This is a genomic window from uncultured Castellaniella sp., assembly GCF_937988725.1.
In the GTDB taxonomy this organism is placed as follows: Bacteria; Pseudomonadota; Gammaproteobacteria; order Burkholderiales; family Burkholderiaceae_B; genus Castellaniella.
This window is the reverse complement of the sequence record NZ_CALKHS010000010.1, coordinates 17,099-32,630: the sequence shown is the minus strand read 5'-3', so window position 1 is coordinate 32,630 and position 15,532 is coordinate 17,099. Positions and strand designations below refer to the sequence as shown.

Genomic DNA, 15,532 nt, shown 5'->3' with positions numbered 1-15,532 from the left:
TCAGTCACCGACACCCACCAGCATCAGATTGCCGCCGCCCGTCTGCACCACGACGCCCCGGGGCGTCGCCAGCAGGGCGGACGTGATCGGCCCGCCGCCGACCTGCAGCCGAGCCATCGGGCTGCCGTCAGCGCGGGAAAGAAAATGCAGATAGCCTTCGAAGTCGCCCACCGCCACGGCCCGCCCGGCCACCGCCGGGGCGCTCAGGCGCCGGTTCAGCAGCGAGGACTGCTTCCACAGTTCATGGCCGTCCTTCAGGTCCAACGCATGCACGACATCGCGCATGTCGGGCAGATAGAGATGCTGGCCGTCCATCGTCATGCCGGTCGACGAGGCAATGTCCTGCGACCAGATGGCGCGACCGCCCTGCGACACGTCGAAGCAGGTGATGCGGCCCTGGTAGCTGACGCCGCACAGCAGCGGCCCGGCCGCCAGCGGTTCGCCGACCACGTCGCTGATGCGTTCCAGATCGGAGGCCCCGCGGGACGCCGAGACGGAGCCTTCCCAGCGCACGGCGCCCGACGCCGCATCGATGACCAGCAGACGGCCATTGGGCATGCCCGCGATCAGCAGATTGGGCACCACCGCCATGCGGATGCTGGTGCGCAGCGCCAGCGCGGGCCCCGGCCGCTGCACGTTCCAGCGCAGCTTGCCGGTCGATTCGTCGAAGGCCTGGATGCGGTAATCCGTGGTGCGCACGGCGACGATGCCGTTGCCCACGGCCGGCGGCACGTTGACGGCGCTGGCCGCCTGGCTGCGCCAGAGCTCCTTGCCCTGCGCGTCATAGGCCACCACGACGCCCTTGCCGGTGACGACCGCCGTGGTGCGGCCGTCGCTGCCCACGCCGGCCTGCAGGGGCTCGTCGCCCACGCGCCAGCGCACGGCTCCGGAAGCCAGGTCCACGGCGGCCACCGCCCCGGAGGGCGTGGCGGCGTAGACGGTGTCGCCCACGAGCTGCGGCGCGAAGCCGTAGTCCCCGCCGCTGCCGATAGAGGTCGACCAGCGGGTCGCCACCGACAGCGTCGGCGTGTAATCCACGAGCGGCGCCGGATCGAATCGGGCATCCGGACTGGAGAACAGGCCGCAGCCGGACAGGCCCGCGACCGTCAGTCCAAGGACGGCGGCGCGGATGAAACGCACAGGGATACGCATGAGGCTCAGGCTCCGTTCAAGGCATCGATTTTCAGCTGGACGATCTGGGCGGCCGGGTCGGCCCCGAGGGCCTTGAGGGCTTCGCCCCAGGCCTGGATCGCCTGATCCGCATGTCCCTGCGCCGCCAGCACGTCGCCGCGCCGGTCGGCATACAGGCCGGCGAAGCCTTCGGGAGCGGCGCCCTGCAACTGGGCCAGCGCCGGATCGTACTGTTTCTGCGCCAGCAGCACCCCGGCCAGGCGCAGGCGGGCCACCGCCTGCACGGCGGGCGCCGAACCGTCGCGCACCAGCCATTCCAGCTGTTCGCGCGCGCCATCCAGGTCCTGGCGTTCCTGCAGGGCCCAGGCGGCCACCAGCACCCCGCGGGAGGCATAGCCGGAGCCGGCGTAATCCTTGCGCAGCGCGGCGCTGGCCGCCTTGATGCGGGCCACGGCATCGTCGCCCTGCTGGCCGGCGGCGGTTTCCAGGGCTTCGTAGTAGCCCATGGCCTGCCCCGCCTGATGCGAGGAATACCACTGCCAGCCGCGCCAGCCCGCGAAGGCGGCCACCACGGCCAGCACCAGCACCATGCTGAAGGTGCCATAGCGTTCCCACCAGGCTTTCAGCGCGTCGATTTTTTCCTGTTCTTCGAGATCGTATGCCATGCCTGTAATCAGATCCTTTGCTTGAGATATTGCGCCAGCTGGTCGAAAGCGACCGATTCCTGCTGCGCGCCGTCCGGGGAATCCGCGCGCAGCCATTTCACCGTGGCGGCGCCGGCCGCCAGTTCGTCGCCGCCGATGATGACGGCGGCCGCGGCCCCGCTGGCATCCGCGCGGCGAAATTGTGATTTAAACCCAGTCGAGCCGGCATGGACAAGTGCCCTCAGCCCGGCGTCGCGCAGGGATTCCGCCAGGCGGGCCGCCCGGCGCTGCCCGTCGTCGCCTTGATGCGCCAGGTACACCTGGCACTCGGCGGGAGCCCGTTCCGACGCGTCCTGCAGCCAGAGGTCCAGCAGGCGTTCCATACCGATGGCGAAACCCACGGCCGGCGCGGGCTTGCCGCCCAGCAGTTCGATCAGGCCGTCATAGCGCCCGCCGCCGCACACCGTGCCCTGGGCGCCCAGGCGATCCGTCACCCATTCGAAGACCGTCAGGTTGTAGTAGTCCAGCCCCCGCACCAGGCGGGGATTCAGGGTGTAGGCGACGCCGGCGTCGTCCAGGCGGGCGCACAGGCCCTGATAGTGCGCCAGGGATTCGGCCCCCAGGAAATCGAACAGGCGCGGCGCGGCGTTGGCCATGTCCTGCATGGCGGGATTCTTCGTATCCAGCACGCGCAGCGGGTTGCTGTGCATGCGGCGCCGGGCCTCCTCGTCGAGCACGTCCACGTGCTTTTCCAGGTGAGCGATCAGGGCCGCGCGGTGCGCGGCGCGTTCGGCCGGCTGGCCCAGGGAATTGAGTTCCAGGCGGATGTCGTTCAGGCCCAGCAGGCGCCACAGGCGCGCCAGCATGAGGATCAGTTCGGCATCCACGTCGGGGCCGGGAAAGCCCAGGGCCTCGACGTCGATCTGGTGGAACTGCCGGTAGCGCCCGCGCTGCGGACGCTCGTGCCGGAACACCGGCCCCATGGCGTAGATGCGGCGCGGCCGGTCATAGAGGAAATTGTGCTCGATGGCGGAGCGCACGATGCCGGCGGTGAATTCCGGACGCATGGTGAGGCGTTCGTCGTTCAGGGGGTCGACGAAGGAATACATTTCCTTTTCGACGATATCGGTGACTTCGCCGATGCCGCGGGTGAACAGCCGCGTGTGTTCCAGCACGGGCGTGCGCATGTTCTGGTAGCCATAGCCGGCCAGCCAGTCGCGCACCAGGGCTTCGAGTTCTTCCCAGCGGGCCGATTCAGGCGGCAGGGTATCTTTCATGCCGGTCAGGCCGGCGACTTTCTTGAATTCGGACATGCATCAACCTGCCTGGCGCGGCACGACGCCCGGGCGATGGGCCGGCTGTTCGCCCTCGCCCTGCCCGTAGCGCCGCGCCACGTACTCTTCAACAATCTGCTTGAACTCGTCGGCGATGGTGTCGCCCTTGAGGGTGACGGTGCGCTGACCGTCAACGTACACGGGCGCGGCGGGGACCTCGCCGGTCCCCGGCAGGCTGATGCCGATGTCGGCATGCCGGCTTTCGCCCGGCCCGTTGACCACGCAGCCCATCACGGCGACGTGCATGTTCTCGACGCCGGGATACTGGTTCTTCCAGACCGGCATCTGCGTGCGCAGGTAGGTCTGGATGCTGGCGGCGAGTTCCTGGAACACGGTGCTGCTGGTGCGCCCGCAGCCCGGGCAGGCCACGACCATCGGCGTGAAGGCGCGCAGGCCCATGGTCTGCAGGATTTCCTGAGCCACGACGACCTCTCGGCTGCGATCGCCGCCGGGCTCGGGCGTCAGGGAAATCCGGATCGTGTCGCCGATGCCCTGCTGCAGCAGCACGGCCAGCGCCGCCGTGGACGCCACGATGCCCTTGGACCCCATGCCGGCCTCGGTCAGCCCCAGGTGCAGCGGATAATCGCAGCGGCGCGACAGATCCTGGTAGACCGCGATCAGGTCCTGCACGTGGCTGACCTTGCAGGACAGCACGATGGCATCGCCCGGCAGCCCCAGTTCCTGGGCGCGTTCCGCGTTGCTGATGGCCGAGACGACCAGCGCGTCGCGCATCACCGCATTGGCGGTGAGGGGCGCGGACCGCGCCGCGTTGTCGTCCATCATCCGCGCCAGCAGTTCGTGGTCCAGGCTGCCCCAGTTCACGCCGATGCGGATGGGCTTTTCATAGCGGCAGGCGACCTCGATCATCTGCGCGAAGTTGTCGTCGCGGCGCTTGCCGCCGCCCATGTTGCCCGGATTGATGCGGTATTTGGACAGGGCCTGGGCGCAGTCCGGAAACTGGGTCAGCAGCTTGTGGCCGTTGTAATGGAAATCGCCCACCAGCGGCACGGGCACGCCCATGCGGTCCAGCGCATTGCGCAGCGCCGCGACCTGCGCGGCGGCTTCGGGCGTATTGACCGTCACCCGCACCAGTTCGGATCCGGCCTGCCAGAGTTCCCGCACCTGGCGGGCGGTCGACTCGGGATCCGCGGTATCGGTATTGGTCATGGACTGCACCACGACCGGGGCATCCCCGCCGACCCGCACCACGTGATCGCCCCAGCGCACCGCGACGGCGCGCGTGGGACGGCGGGCGGCCGCCGAGGGTTCGGTATTCACAGAAGACGTCATGGACGCAAGGCCTTCAACCAATCAAAAATCAACCACTGATCGGGGACCCAGCCCCGATTGACCGCATAGACGCCGACCACGCCGAACAGCACCAGGATCAGCAGCAGCCAGGCCCAGGTGCGGTGGGCGGGTTCGCCCTTGGGCGTCATGTCGGCCTGCTGCAGGGCGCGTCGCGTGCCCAGGGCCGTGACGGTGGGCTTCGGCCGGGTGGACCCCACGGCCTGGTCCAGCAGGCGCAGGACGGCGTCCACGTCGGCGTCCAGGAAGCGGGCGTAATTGCGCACCAGGCCGCGCAGGGGCACGCCATCGGGCAGACGAGCCCAGTCGCCGGTTTCCAGGTAGCCCAGCTGCACGGCGGAATACTTGATCCGCGCGGAAACTTCGGACAGCGTGAGGCCGCGCGTCTCGCGCAGCTGTCTCAGTGTATCCCCGACGGACAGGCCCCCCGTGCCGGGTGATTCCTGCTGCATCAGGCTGTCCCTCAGGGATTCGCTCATCCATGCTCCTTTTTGCGTATGACGATCCGGGCGCGGTCCGGCAGGCGTTCATCGATGCGGGTGCGGTCGCGGACTTCCCCCGCCAGTTGGCCGCAGGCGGCGTCGATGTCGTCGCCCCGGGTCTTGCGCACCGTCACCACCAGGCCCGCGTCGGTGAGCTGCTGGGCGAACAGGCGGATACGCGCCGTCGGCGAGCGCCGCAGACCGGATTGGGGAAACGGGTTGAAGGGAATCAGATTGAACTTGCAGCGCACTTGCCGGGCTATGTCGATCAGTTCGCGCGCCTGTTCGTCCGCATCGTTGACCCCGTCGAGCATAATGTACTCGAATGTAATGAAGTCGCGGGGCGCGTGATCCAGATAGCGGTTGCAGGCGGCCAGCAGTTCGGCCAGCGGGTACTTGCGGTTCAGGGGCACCAGGCGGTCGCGCAGGGCGTCGTTGGGCGCATGCAGCGACACCGCCAGCGCCACGGGGCAATCCTGCGCCAGGCGATCGATCATGGGCACCACGCCCGACGTGGAGACCGTCACGCGGCGGCGCGACAGGCCATAGGCGTGGTCGCTGACCATCAGGCGCAGGGCGCCCAGCACCTGGTCGTAATTCAGCAGGGGTTCGCCCATGCCCATCATGACCACGTTGCTGACGGCGCGCTGCGCATCTTCGGCGGGGCCGTTCAGGCGGGCCGCCTGGGGGTCGTCGCGCAAAGCGCGGTTGGCGTACCAGAGCTGGCCGATGATCTCGGCCGTCGTCAGGTTGCGGCTGAAGCCCTGATAGCCGGTGGAACAGAAAGGACAGGCCACCGTGCACCCGGCCTGGCTGGAAATGCACAGGGTGCCGCGGTCGTCCTCGGGAATGTAGACGGTTTCGATGGCGTTGCCGGCGCCCATGTCGAACAGCCACTTGCGGGTGCCGTCGGACGAGCGTTTTTCCAGATTCAGCGGCGGCGCCTGCACGACGCAGTGGCCGTCCAGCTGCGCGCGGAAATCCTTGGCCAGGTCGCTCATGTCGGCGAACCGGTCGATGCCGCGCTGATGCACCCACTGGGACAGCTGGCGCGCGCGAAAGGGCTTGCCGCCCCATTGCGCGACCAGCGATTCCAGGGCGGCTGGGTCCAGACCCAGGACATTGACGGATTCAGTGCCAGACATGAGCATTCAACCAATAAGAACCGATGCCCTGCGGGCAGGGCACCCGGGGGCCCGGACGCCCGGGCCCCGCCAGCCGTCGATCAGCGGCTGAAAATATTGCTTTCGGGGAAGAAGAAGGCGATTTCCACGGCCGCCGTTTCCGGAGCGTCGGAGCCATGCACGGCATTGGCGTCGATGCTGTCGGCGAAATCGGCGCGGATGGTGCCCGGGGCCGCTTTCTTCGGGTCGGTGGCGCCCATCAGGTCGCGGTTCTTGGCAATGGCGGATTCGCCTTCCAGCACCTGGACGAACACCGGGCCGGACACCATGAAATCCACCAGATCCTTGAAGAAGGGGCGCGCCTGGTGCACGGCGTAGAAGCGCTCGGCTTCGCCGCGCGACAGGTGCTGCAGGCGGGCGGCGACGACCTTCAGGCCGGCCTGTTCGAAACGGGCGACGATCTGGCCGATGGCGTTCTTCGCGACGGCGTCGGGCTTGATGATGGAAAGGGTACGTTCGATAGCCATGAAAGGATTTCCGGTGAAGAAACGGGAAAAAGGACTTTCCCGATGAAAAGGTAGAATGAATCCCGCGCGATGCGCAGCCCGCCGAAAATCGGGCGCTACGGACACGAACGGTCAACCGCGCATTTTACCATGCGCGGTTTGCACCACATCCGCCTACAATAATCGTTTTTTCGCCGTCTGAACCCAGCCTGATCCCATGAGCGACTCCCCTTCCCTTCCCAAAAGCTTCGAACCCCAGGATATCGAGTCCCGCTGGTATGACGAATGGAACCGCCGCGGCCTGTTCGCCGGGGGACGGCACGTCGAACCGGCGGCCGGACACTCGGCCGCCCCCTTCGCCATCCAATTCCCGCCGCCCAACGTCACGGGCACGCTGCACATGGGCCACGCCTTCAACCAGACCATCATGGACGGCCTGATCCGCTACCATCGGATGAACGGCGACGACACGGTGTTCATCCCGGGCACGGACCACGCCGGCATCGCCACGCAGATCGTGGTGGAACGCCAGCTGGACGCCGAAGGCGTCTCCCGCCACGACCTGGGCCGCGAAAAATTCCTGGAACGGGTCTGGGCCTGGAAAGAGCAATCCGGCAGCACCATCACCGGGCAGTTCCGCCGCCTGGGCTCGTCGTGCGACTGGTCGCGGGAATACTTCACCATGGACGAGCGCCTGTCGCGCGGCGTCGTCGAAGTCTTCGTCCGCCTGTACGAACAGGGCCTGATCTACCGGGGCAAGCGCCTGGTGAACTGGGATCCGGTCCTGGGCACGGCCGTGTCCGACCTGGAAGTCGTCAGCGCCGAAGAAGACGGCCACATGTGGGAAATCCGTTACCCGCTGACCACGCCGGCGGGCGACCTGACCCACCTGGTCGTGGCCACGACCCGCCCCGAGACCATGCTGGGTGACGTGGCCGTCATGGTGCATCCGGACGACGAACGCTACGCCCACCTGATCGGCCGGACCGTCACCCTGCCCCTGGTCGGACGCGACATCCCCGTGATCTCCGACGACTACGTGGACCGCGAATTCGGCACCGGGGTGGTCAAGGTCACGCCCGCGCACGACTTCAACGACTACGCCGTGGGCCAGCGCCACGGGCTGCCCATGATCAGCATCCTGACCCTGGATGCGAAGATCAGCGACGAAGCCCCCGCCGCCTATCGCGGCCTGGATCGCTACGAAGCCCGCAAGCGCATCGTCGCCGACCTGGAATCGCAAGGCCTGCTGCAGCAGGTGCGCGACCACAAGCTCATGGTCCCGCGCGGCGACCGCACCAACAGCATCATCGAACCCATGCTGACGGACCAGTGGTTCGTCGCCATGAGCAAGCCCGCTCCCGCCGGCAGCCTGCACCCCGGCAAGAGCATCACCCAGGTCGCCCTGGACGTCGTGGCCGACGGCCGCGTGCGCTTCGTCCCGGAAAACTGGACCACCACCTACAACCAGTGGCTGGAGAAAATCCAGGACTGGTGCATCTCCCGGCAACTGTGGTGGGGTCACCAGATCCCGGCCTGGCACGCCGAGGACGGCCGCATCTTCGTCGCCCGCTCGGCCGAGGACGCCGAACGCCAGGCCCGAGAGGCCGGCGTCGCCGGGCCGCTCACCCGCGACTCGGACGTGCTGGACACCTGGTTCTCGTCCGCCCTGGTGCCCTTCACCGACCTGGGCTGGCCGGAACAAACGCCCGACCTGGCCCGCTACCTGCCGTCGGGCGTGCTGGTCACGGGCTTCGACATCATCTTCTTCTGGGTCGCCCGCATGATCATGATGAGCATGCACCATACCGGCCAGGTTCCGTTCCGCACGGTCTACGTGCACGGGCTGGTCTGCGACATGGAAGGCAAGAAGATGTCCAAGTCCAAGGGCAACACCATCGATCCGGTGGACCTGATCGACGGCATCGCCCTGGACCCGCTGCTGGCCAAGCGCACCGCGGGCCTGATGAACCCGAAGCAGGCCGACTCCATCCGCAAGCGCACGCGCAAGGACTACCCCGACGGCATCCCCGCCTACGGCGCGGACGCCCTGCGCTTCACCATGGCGGCCTACGCCACGCTGGGGCGCAACATCAACTTCGACCTGAAGCGCTGCGAGGGCTACCGCAATTTCTGCAACAAGCTCTGGAACGCCACGCGTTTCGTGCTGATGAACGTGGAAGGCCAGGATCTGGGCCGCCCCCAGGCGGGCGACCTGTCCTTCGCCGACCGCTGGATCATCGACGGCCTGCAGCGGCTGATCGGCGACGTCCATGCCGGTTTCGCGCAATACCGCTTCGACCAGGTGGCCGATCGCCTGTACCACTTCATCTGGGACGAATACTGCGACTGGTACCTGGAACTGGCCAAGGTCCGCCTGAACACCGGCGACGGCGTGCAGCAGGCCGCCACCCGCCGCACGCTGATCCACGTGCTGGAAACCCTGCTGCGCCTGATCCACCCGATCATGCCCTTCATCACGGAAGAACTCTGGCAGAAGGTCTCGGTGGCCGCCGCGGTGCGCGGCGAGGACACCCCGGCCAGCATCAGCACGCAGCCCTATCCGCAGGCCCGCGACACGCTGCTGGACGCCGCCGCGGCGGAACGCATGACCACATTCAAGTCGCTGACGGACGCGATCCGCGCCCTGCGCGGCGAAATGAACCTGGCCCCGGGCCAGCGGGTTCCGCTGCTGGTCCAGGGCGCGGGCGCCGAACTGGACGAGCTCGGCCCCTGCCTGATGGCGCTGGCCCGGCTCGACAGCGTCCAGGCCGTCGATCGCCTGCCCGACCTGGGCGCTCCCGTGCAGGTCGTCGGCACCGTCCAGCTGATGCTGCACGTGGAAATCGACGTCGCGGCCGAACGCGTCCGCCTGGACAAGGAAGTCGACCGCCTGGAAAAGGAAATCGCCAAGGCGCACGGGAAACTGTCCAATGCCAGCTTCGTCGAGCGCGCCCCGGCCGCCGTCGTGGAACAGGAAAAGGCGCGGCTGGCGCAGTTCGGCGACACGCTGGAGCGCGTCCGCGCCCAGCGGGCCCGGCTGCAGGGCTGATCCTCGGCCCCGGGCGAAGCGGGGGCCGCGCCATCCGGCGCGGCCCCTTTTCAATTTTCCGCCGACAGGCTTTCCCGCATGGCGCGCTTGTTGAGCTTGCCGACGCTGGTGCGCGGCAGGCTGTCCACGAAGCGCACCTGCTCGGGCACGGCATAGCGGGACAGCCGCCCGGCGTCGACCTCGGCCTGCACCTGCGCCCGGATCTGCGCCGCATCGGCGTCCTGGCCGGGCCGGAGCACGACCAGGACCAGCGGCCGCTCTCCCCAGCGGGCATCGGGCATCCCCACCACGGCGACCTCGCTGACGGCCGGATGGCGGGAAACGGCGTCTTCCAGGGCCAGGGAAGACACCCATTCGCCGCCGGTCTTGATGACGTCCTTCAGACGGTCCGTGACCGTCAGCATGCCCCGGGCATCCAGCGTCCCGATGTCCCCCGTGTGCAGCCAGCCGCCGCGCCACAGGGCTTCGGAGGCATCCGGATTGCGCAGATAGCCCTGGGTCAGCCAGGGCGCGCGCACCACGACTTCCCCGACGCTGCGGCCGTCATGCGCGACGTCCCGCATCTCGTCATCGACGACCCTCAGCATCACCAGCGGTATCGCATAGCCGGTGCGCGTGCGATCGCGCAACCGGGCGCCGGCATCCGCGGCGGGATCCCTCATCTGCGCCAGCGTCAGGATCGGGCAGGTTTCGGACATGCCGTAGCCCGTGAATACGTCGATGCCGCGATCCAGGGCCGTCCGGGCCAGCCCCTGGGGCATCGCCGAACCGCCGATGATCATCTTGAGAGCGGAAAAATCCGTGTCCGCCGCATCGGCATGGCCCAGCAGCATGTGCAGGATGGTCGGCACCGAATGGGAAAAAGTGACGCGCTCATCCCGGATCAGGCGCAGCAGGACGTCGGGCTGATAGCGCCCCGGATAGATCTGCCGCAGCCCCAGCAGCGTCGCCACGTACGGGAACCCCCAGGCGTGGACGTGGAACATCGGCGTCATGGGCATGTAGACGTCTTCCCGGTGCAGGCGCCCCTGCGTCAGGGGGCCGCCCAGCGCCGCCGCCGTAGACAGGGTGTGCAGGACCAGTTGGCGGTGGCTGAAATACACGCCTTTGGGCTGGCCGGTGGTGCCGGTGGTGTAGAAGGTGGTGGCCCGCGCCTGCTCGTCCAGTTCGGGAAATTCGAAATCCGGCTCGGTCCGCGACAGCAGGGCCTCGTATTCCGCGGCGGCCCCCGGACGGCCGCCATCCGGCTGGTCGGTCAGGGACAGACGATGCCGCACCGTCCGCAGCCGCCCCTGGATAGCGTCCAGGATGGGGATGAAATCGTCGTGGATCAGCAGGACGCCCGCTTCCGCGTCATTCAGGGTGTAGGCGATCTGCTCGGGCGAAAGCCGGACATTGACGGTCTGCAGGACCGCCCCCATCATGGGCACGGCGAAAAAGGCTTCCAGATAGCGGTGGCTGTCCCAGTCCATGACCGCCACGACATCGCCCCGGCGCACGCCCAGGTCGGCCAGCGCGCGGGCCAGGCGGACCACCCGATCGAAGAATTCGGCATACCGCAGGCGCCTGCCCTGGTGCACGATTTCGTTCGGACTGGCATTCGCCCGGGCGGATTCAAAGAGTTGCCTGATCAGCAGAGGATAGCCATAGGCGGATGACGCGGCCATCGGAAAATCAGCGGTCATGGAAACGAGCCTCCCGAGAAATAATCCCTTGTCATCGGTTTTATACCCCAGGCAGGCGTTTGAAATCCGCTAAGATGGACCCATTCCCGACATTTCCGATGCTTCGATGTCCTTATCGCGTTCCCCCGCCTTCCAGCCCGTCATCACGTCCTTGCTGGATACCGATCTGTATAAATTCACGATGTGGCAGGCCATGCTGCACCGTCATCCGGCCGCGCAGGCGGAATATCGCTTCATCTGCCGCAATCCGCCGGAACATTCCCTGGTCGACCTGGCCCCGGATATCGAATCCCAGATCGATCATCTGTGCAGCCTGCGATTCACCCAGGCGGAACTCGATTATCTGGGCCAGCTGCGCTACATCAAATCCGATTTCGTCGATTTTCTGTCGCTGTTTCATTTTCAGCGCCGTTTCATCCAGGTCAGCACGGACGGCGGCGCCCTGAATATCGTCGCCCGCGGCCCGCAGGTGCACGTGATGGCCTTTGAAATCTTCGTGCTGGCCATCGTCAACGAACTGTATTTCCGCCGCTACCAGACCCCGGCCGTCATGGCGGAAGGCCGCCGGCGGCTGCAGGACAAAATCCGCCTGCTGCAGGATTTTTCCAAGACCCCCGCCCGCCGCTTTCCATTGCAGATTTCCGATTTCGGCCTGCGACGGCGATTTTCCCGGGCCTGGCACACGGAAGTCGTCGAACAATTGCGCGCGGCCGTCCCGCAGATCATCACCGGCACGTCCAACGTCGCGCTGGCGAAATCCCACGGACTGGTGCCGGTGGGCACCATGGCCCACGAATATCTGCAGTCATATCAGGCTTTCGGCAAAGTCCGCCTGCGGGATTTTCAGCGCAGCGCCCTGGAAGACTGGGTGCAGGAATATCGCGGCGACCTGGGCATCGCCCTGACCGACGTGGTCGGCATGGACGCCTTCCTGGCCGATTTCGATCTGTATTTCGCCAAGCTGTTCGACGGCCTGCGCCATGATTCGGGCGACCCCATCGCCTGGGGCGAAAAGGCCCTGGCCCACTACCGGTCCCTGCGCATCGACCCCGCCAGCAAGCGTTTCGTGTTTTCCGACGGGCTGAATCTGCCCCGCGCCCTGGACATCTACCGGCATTTCGCCGACCAGGTTCAGCTGGCCTTCGGCATCGGCACCAACCTGACCAACGATCTGGGGCCGCAGCCCCTGAACATCGTCATGAAACTGTTCGAATGCAACGGCATGCCCACGGCGAAGCTGCCGGACAGCCCCGGCAAGGAACACTGCACCGATGCGACCTTCCTGGCCTACTTGCGCCAAGTGTTCGACCGGCCGTCGGACGCCGGCCCGGCCAACAGCCCCGCGGCCTGACGGACCCGAGCCGCCTGCAAGAAGCGGCGAGTCGGACAGGCGACGCCATCAGGAGGCGGTGCCGCCCACCGTCAGCCCGTCCATCCGCAGAGTCGGCATCCCCACCCCGACGGGCACGCTCTGGCCTTCCTTGCCGCAGGTGCCCACCCCGGAATCCAGGGCCATGTCATGGCCGATCATGCTGATGCGGCGCATGGCGTCGGGACCGCTGCCGATCAGGGTGGCGCCCTTGACCGGATGGGTGACCTTGCCCTTTTCGATCAGGTAGGCCTCGGAGGCCGAAAACACGAACTTCCCGCTGGTGATGTCCACCTGCCCGCCGCCGAAGTTCACGGCGTACAGGCCGCGATCGACGGACGCGATGATTTCCTGCGGGTCGGCCTTGCCCGCCAGCATGTAGGTATTGGTCATGCGCGGCATGGGCAGATGCGCGTAGGATTCGCGACGGCCGTTGCCGGTGGGCGCCTGCTTCATCAGCCGCGCATTCATGGAATCCTGCATGTAGCCGCGCAGGACGCCGTCCTCGATCAGCACGTTGCGCTGCGTGGGATGGCCTTCGTCGTCGACGTTCAGGGACCCGCGGCGGTCCGGCAAGGTGCCGTCATCGACCACCGTCACGCCGCGCGAAGCGACCCGTTCGCCGATGCGCCCGGAAAACACGCTGGAACCCTTGCGGTTGAAATCGCCCTCCAGGCCGTGGCCGACCGCTTCGTGCAGCAGGATGCCGGGCCAGCCCGACCCCAGCACGACCGTCATCTGGCCCGCCGGCGCGGGGCGCGCCTGCAGATTGACCCGGGCCTCGTGCACCGCGCGATCCACGTAGCCGCGCAGGACATCGTCGGTGAAATAGGCCAGGCCGGTGCGCCCGCCCCCGCCGCCGTGGCCCATTTCACGCCGTCCCTTGCGTTCGGCGATGACCGTGACGGACAGGCGCACCAGCGGGCGCACATCCGCCACCAGGCGGCCGTCGCTGCCGGCCACCAGGATGACGTCGTATTCGGCCGCCAGGCCCGCCATGACCTGGATGATCTCCGGGTCCGCGGCGCGCGCCATGGCTTCGACGCGTTCCAGCAGGGCGACCTTGTCCGGCGCCGACAGGGAATCCACGGGATTGACGGCGGGATACAGGCGATGGGGCGTATCCAGCCCGCCATCCACGCGACGGCGCCCCGATCCCTGGCGGGCGATCGTGCGCACGGCCTGGGCGGACGACAGCAGCGCGGCCGGCGACAGGCTGTCGGAATAGGCGAAGGCGGTCTTTTCACCGCTGACGGCCCGCACCCCGACGCCCTGGTCGATGGAGAAGCTGCCGGTCTTGACGATGCCTTCCTCCAGGCTCCAGCCCTCGGAGCAGCTGTACTGGAAGTACAGATCCGCATAATCGACCCGATGGGTGTGGATCTCGGACAAGGCCCGCGCCAGGTGGGATTCGTCCAGCCCCCAGGGATCCAGCAGCAGGGAACGGGCGGTATTCAGGGCATCCAGGCCCGGTTCAATCACTTTCATCAAATGCAACCTATAACAACATCACATGACCCGGTGCCGCAAGGCCGGCAACGATTGCCGCACGGAGTCGAGACGGCCGGCATCCAGCACCCCCGCCGTGAAGCCGGGGCCTTCGGGCAGGCACCCGAGCACGTCGCCCCAGGGATCGATCAGCATGGAATGCCCCCAGGTGCGGCGGCCGTTTTCATGCACGCCTCCCTGGGCGCTGGCCAGCACATAGCACTGATTCTCGATCGCGCGTGCGCGCAGCAGGACTTCCCAGTGTACCGAACCCGTGGTGTAGGTGAAAGCGGCCGGCAGCACCATCAGGCGCACGTCCCCCTGGGCCCTGAAAAACTCCGGGAAACGCAGGTCGTAACAGATGCCCAGCGCCACGCGACCGAAAGGCAATTCGAATACCTGGGGCGGCGCATCGCCGGGACGGATGGCGATCGATTCATCATAGGTTTCCGCTCCTTTCTGAAAACCGAATAAATGAATCTTGTCGTAGCGGGCGCACAGATCGCCCTGCGGCCCATGGACCAGGCAGGCATTGTAGATGCGCTGAGCATCCGGGCTGCGCAACGGCAGGGTCCCGCCCACCAGCCAGATTCCGTGCTGTTTCGCCTGCTGCGCCAGGAAGGCCTGGATCGGCCCATCGCCCGGGGTTTCCGCCAGGGCCAGCTTGTCCTGATCCCGACGCCCCATGAAACAGAAATATTCCGGCAGGGCGATCAGCCGGGCGCCGCCCTTGGCCGCTTCGGCGATCCAGTGAGCCGCCTGCCGCAGATTATCCTGAACCGACATTCCCGCCACCATCTGGACGGCAGCCACCGAAAGAAAATCATCCCGCATATTCAACGATCCCTGCCCCGCGGGGCGAATGATTCAATATCTGATACATAATCGATCGCGACATGGACTGCACAAACAGGCCAAAATCCGATTAAAATCTGAAACTGCCCTGGATCAGGATCACGCAAAACCCGAGAGGTCAGCATTCCCTGAATATCGGCCAGGCCTAAATCCCTACTTTCGGAGTACCGAATGGCCCGTACCAGTTACGCCTCGCAAAAAACTCGGCTGGAAAAAGAAAAAGCCAAAATCGAAAAACAGCTGCAGACCCTGCAAGCCAAACAACGCAAACCGGTGATCACGTCCATTGTGCGGTCCATGCGCGATTATGGCATTACCCCGGAAGAGATCGCCGCCGTCTTCGACCGTAAATCCGCCAGCCGCCCCGCCACTGCCGCGCCGCGCAAGGCCGCCTCCGGCGCCAAACGCGTCATTCCGCCGAAATACCGCCATCCCGAAACCAAGGCCGAATGGACGGGCCGCGGCAAGCCGCCGCGCTGGGTGTCCGACGCCGAAGCGTCCGGCGTTTCGCGCGACACCTTCCTGATCGAAAAGACCGCCTGACCGCTGCAGAT

Annotated in this window: 13 protein-coding genes; 3 read left to right on the top strand and 10 right to left on the bottom strand. The window is 66.8% G+C overall.

Annotation, left to right across the window (positions count from 1 at the left end; genetic code table 11):
• The 7 genes from bamB to ndk form a co-directional block, all read right to left on the bottom strand.
• Entirely contained in the window at window positions 1-1,152 is a 1,152-nt protein-coding gene (bamB, locus tag Q0263_RS10510; RefSeq protein ID WP_298015749.1) for an outer membrane protein assembly factor BamB, read from the bottom strand.
• Between the two features lie 5 nt (window positions 1,153-1,157).
• Entirely contained in the window at window positions 1,158-1,796 is a 639-nt protein-coding gene (locus Q0263_RS10505) for a tetratricopeptide repeat protein (protein ID WP_298015747.1), read from the bottom strand.
• A gap of 8 nt (window positions 1,797-1,804) precedes the next feature.
• Complete coding sequence (gene hisS, locus Q0263_RS10500) at window positions 1,805-3,088, bottom strand: histidine--tRNA ligase (protein ID WP_298015745.1); 1,284 nt, start codon at window positions 3,086-3,088, stop codon at window positions 1,805-1,807.
• A gap of 3 nt (window positions 3,089-3,091) precedes the next feature.
• Window positions 3,092-4,399, bottom strand: a complete 1,308-nt coding sequence (gene ispG, locus Q0263_RS10495) for a flavodoxin-dependent (E)-4-hydroxy-3-methylbut-2-enyl-diphosphate synthase (protein ID WP_298015743.1) — start codon at window positions 4,397-4,399, stop codon at window positions 3,092-3,094.
• A complete protein-coding gene (locus Q0263_RS10490; RefSeq protein ID WP_298015742.1) occupies window positions 4,396-4,896 on the bottom strand; it encodes a helix-turn-helix transcriptional regulator in 501 nt (166 codons plus the stop codon). Before Q0263_RS10490 ends, ispG begins: the two co-directional genes overlap by 4 nt.
• A complete protein-coding gene (gene rlmN / locus Q0263_RS10485; RefSeq protein ID WP_298015740.1) occupies window positions 4,893-6,044 on the bottom strand; it encodes a 23S rRNA (adenine(2503)-C(2))-methyltransferase RlmN in 1,152 nt (383 codons plus the stop codon). Before rlmN ends, Q0263_RS10490 begins: the two co-directional genes overlap by 4 nt.
• Before the next feature lie 80 nt (window positions 6,045-6,124).
• The gene (ndk, locus tag Q0263_RS10480) at window positions 6,125-6,550 is read right to left on the bottom strand and encodes a nucleoside-diphosphate kinase (protein ID WP_298015738.1); all 426 of its coding nucleotides are present in this window, start codon (window positions 6,548-6,550) and stop codon (window positions 6,125-6,127) included.
• A 196-nt stretch (window positions 6,551-6,746) separates the two neighbouring features.
• Here ndk and Q0263_RS10475 point away from each other — a divergent pair, with 196 nt between their 5' ends.
• Entirely contained in the window at window positions 6,747-9,581 is a 2,835-nt protein-coding gene (locus Q0263_RS10475) for a valine--tRNA ligase (RefSeq protein WP_298015736.1), read from the top strand.
• A 50-nt stretch (window positions 9,582-9,631) separates the two neighbouring features.
• Here the strand turns inward: Q0263_RS10475 and Q0263_RS10470 are convergent, their stop codons facing one another.
• Window positions 9,632-11,266 (bottom strand): fatty acid--CoA ligase, encoded by a 1,635-nt coding sequence (locus Q0263_RS10470; protein WP_298015734.1) that lies wholly within the window; start codon window positions 11,264-11,266, stop codon window positions 9,632-9,634.
• Between the two features lie 106 nt (window positions 11,267-11,372).
• Here Q0263_RS10470 and pncB point away from each other — a divergent pair, with 106 nt between their 5' ends.
• Window positions 11,373-12,617: a nicotinate phosphoribosyltransferase gene (gene pncB / locus Q0263_RS10465; protein ID WP_298015732.1), complete on the top strand. Its 1,245-nt coding sequence runs from the start codon at window positions 11,373-11,375 to the stop codon at window positions 12,615-12,617.
• Window positions 12,618-12,665: 48 nt separating this feature from the next.
• Here the strand turns inward: pncB and tldD are convergent, their stop codons facing one another.
• A complete protein-coding gene (tldD, locus tag Q0263_RS10460; protein WP_298015730.1) occupies window positions 12,666-14,123 on the bottom strand; it encodes a metalloprotease TldD in 1,458 nt (485 codons plus the stop codon).
• Between the two features lie 21 nt (window positions 14,124-14,144).
• Window positions 14,145-14,957, bottom strand: a complete 813-nt coding sequence (locus Q0263_RS10455) for a carbon-nitrogen hydrolase family protein (protein WP_298015728.1) — start codon at window positions 14,955-14,957, stop codon at window positions 14,145-14,147.
• Between the two features lie 192 nt (window positions 14,958-15,149).
• Between Q0263_RS10455 and Q0263_RS10450 the strand changes: the two genes are divergently transcribed.
• Entirely contained in the window at window positions 15,150-15,521 is a 372-nt protein-coding gene (locus Q0263_RS10450; RefSeq protein WP_298015726.1) for an H-NS histone family protein, read from the top strand.
• Window positions 15,522-15,532: the final 11 nt, after the last annotated feature.

Excerpts from the sequence above, each read along its gene's own strand:
- Q0263_RS10490 (WP_298015742.1), bottom strand. The coding sequence starts at position 4,896 with ATGAGCGAATCCCTGAGGGACAGCCTGATGCAGCAGGAATCACCCGGC.
- Q0263_RS10470 (WP_298015734.1), bottom strand. The coding sequence starts at position 11,266 with ATGACCGCTGATTTTCCGATGGCCGCGTCATCCGCCTATGGCTATCCT.
- Q0263_RS10475 (WP_298015736.1), top strand. The coding sequence starts at position 6,747 with ATGAGCGACTCCCCTTCCCTTCCCAAAAGCTTCGAACCCCAGGATATC.
- bamB (WP_298015749.1), bottom strand. The coding sequence starts at position 1,152 with ATGCGTATCCCTGTGCGTTTCATCCGCGCCGCCGTCCTTGGACTGACG.
- Q0263_RS10455 (WP_298015728.1), bottom strand. The coding sequence starts at position 14,957 with ATGCGGGATGATTTTCTTTCGGTGGCTGCCGTCCAGATGGTGGCGGGA.
- ndk (WP_298015738.1), bottom strand. The coding sequence starts at position 6,550 with ATGGCTATCGAACGTACCCTTTCCATCATCAAGCCCGACGCCGTCGCG.
- hisS (WP_298015745.1), bottom strand. The coding sequence starts at position 3,088 with ATGTCCGAATTCAAGAAAGTCGCCGGCCTGACCGGCATGAAAGATACC.
- rlmN (WP_298015740.1), bottom strand. The coding sequence starts at position 6,044 with ATGTCTGGCACTGAATCCGTCAATGTCCTGGGTCTGGACCCAGCCGCC.
- ispG (WP_298015743.1), bottom strand. The coding sequence starts at position 4,399 with ATGACGTCTTCTGTGAATACCGAACCCTCGGCGGCCGCCCGCCGTCCC.
- Q0263_RS10505 (WP_298015747.1), bottom strand. The coding sequence starts at position 1,796 with ATGGCATACGATCTCGAAGAACAGGAAAAAATCGACGCGCTGAAAGCC.
- pncB (WP_298015732.1), top strand. The coding sequence starts at position 11,373 with ATGTCCTTATCGCGTTCCCCCGCCTTCCAGCCCGTCATCACGTCCTTG.
- tldD (WP_298015730.1), bottom strand. The coding sequence starts at position 14,123 with ATGAAAGTGATTGAACCGGGCCTGGATGCCCTGAATACCGCCCGTTCC.
- Q0263_RS10450 (WP_298015726.1), top strand. The coding sequence starts at position 15,150 with ATGGCCCGTACCAGTTACGCCTCGCAAAAAACTCGGCTGGAAAAAGAA.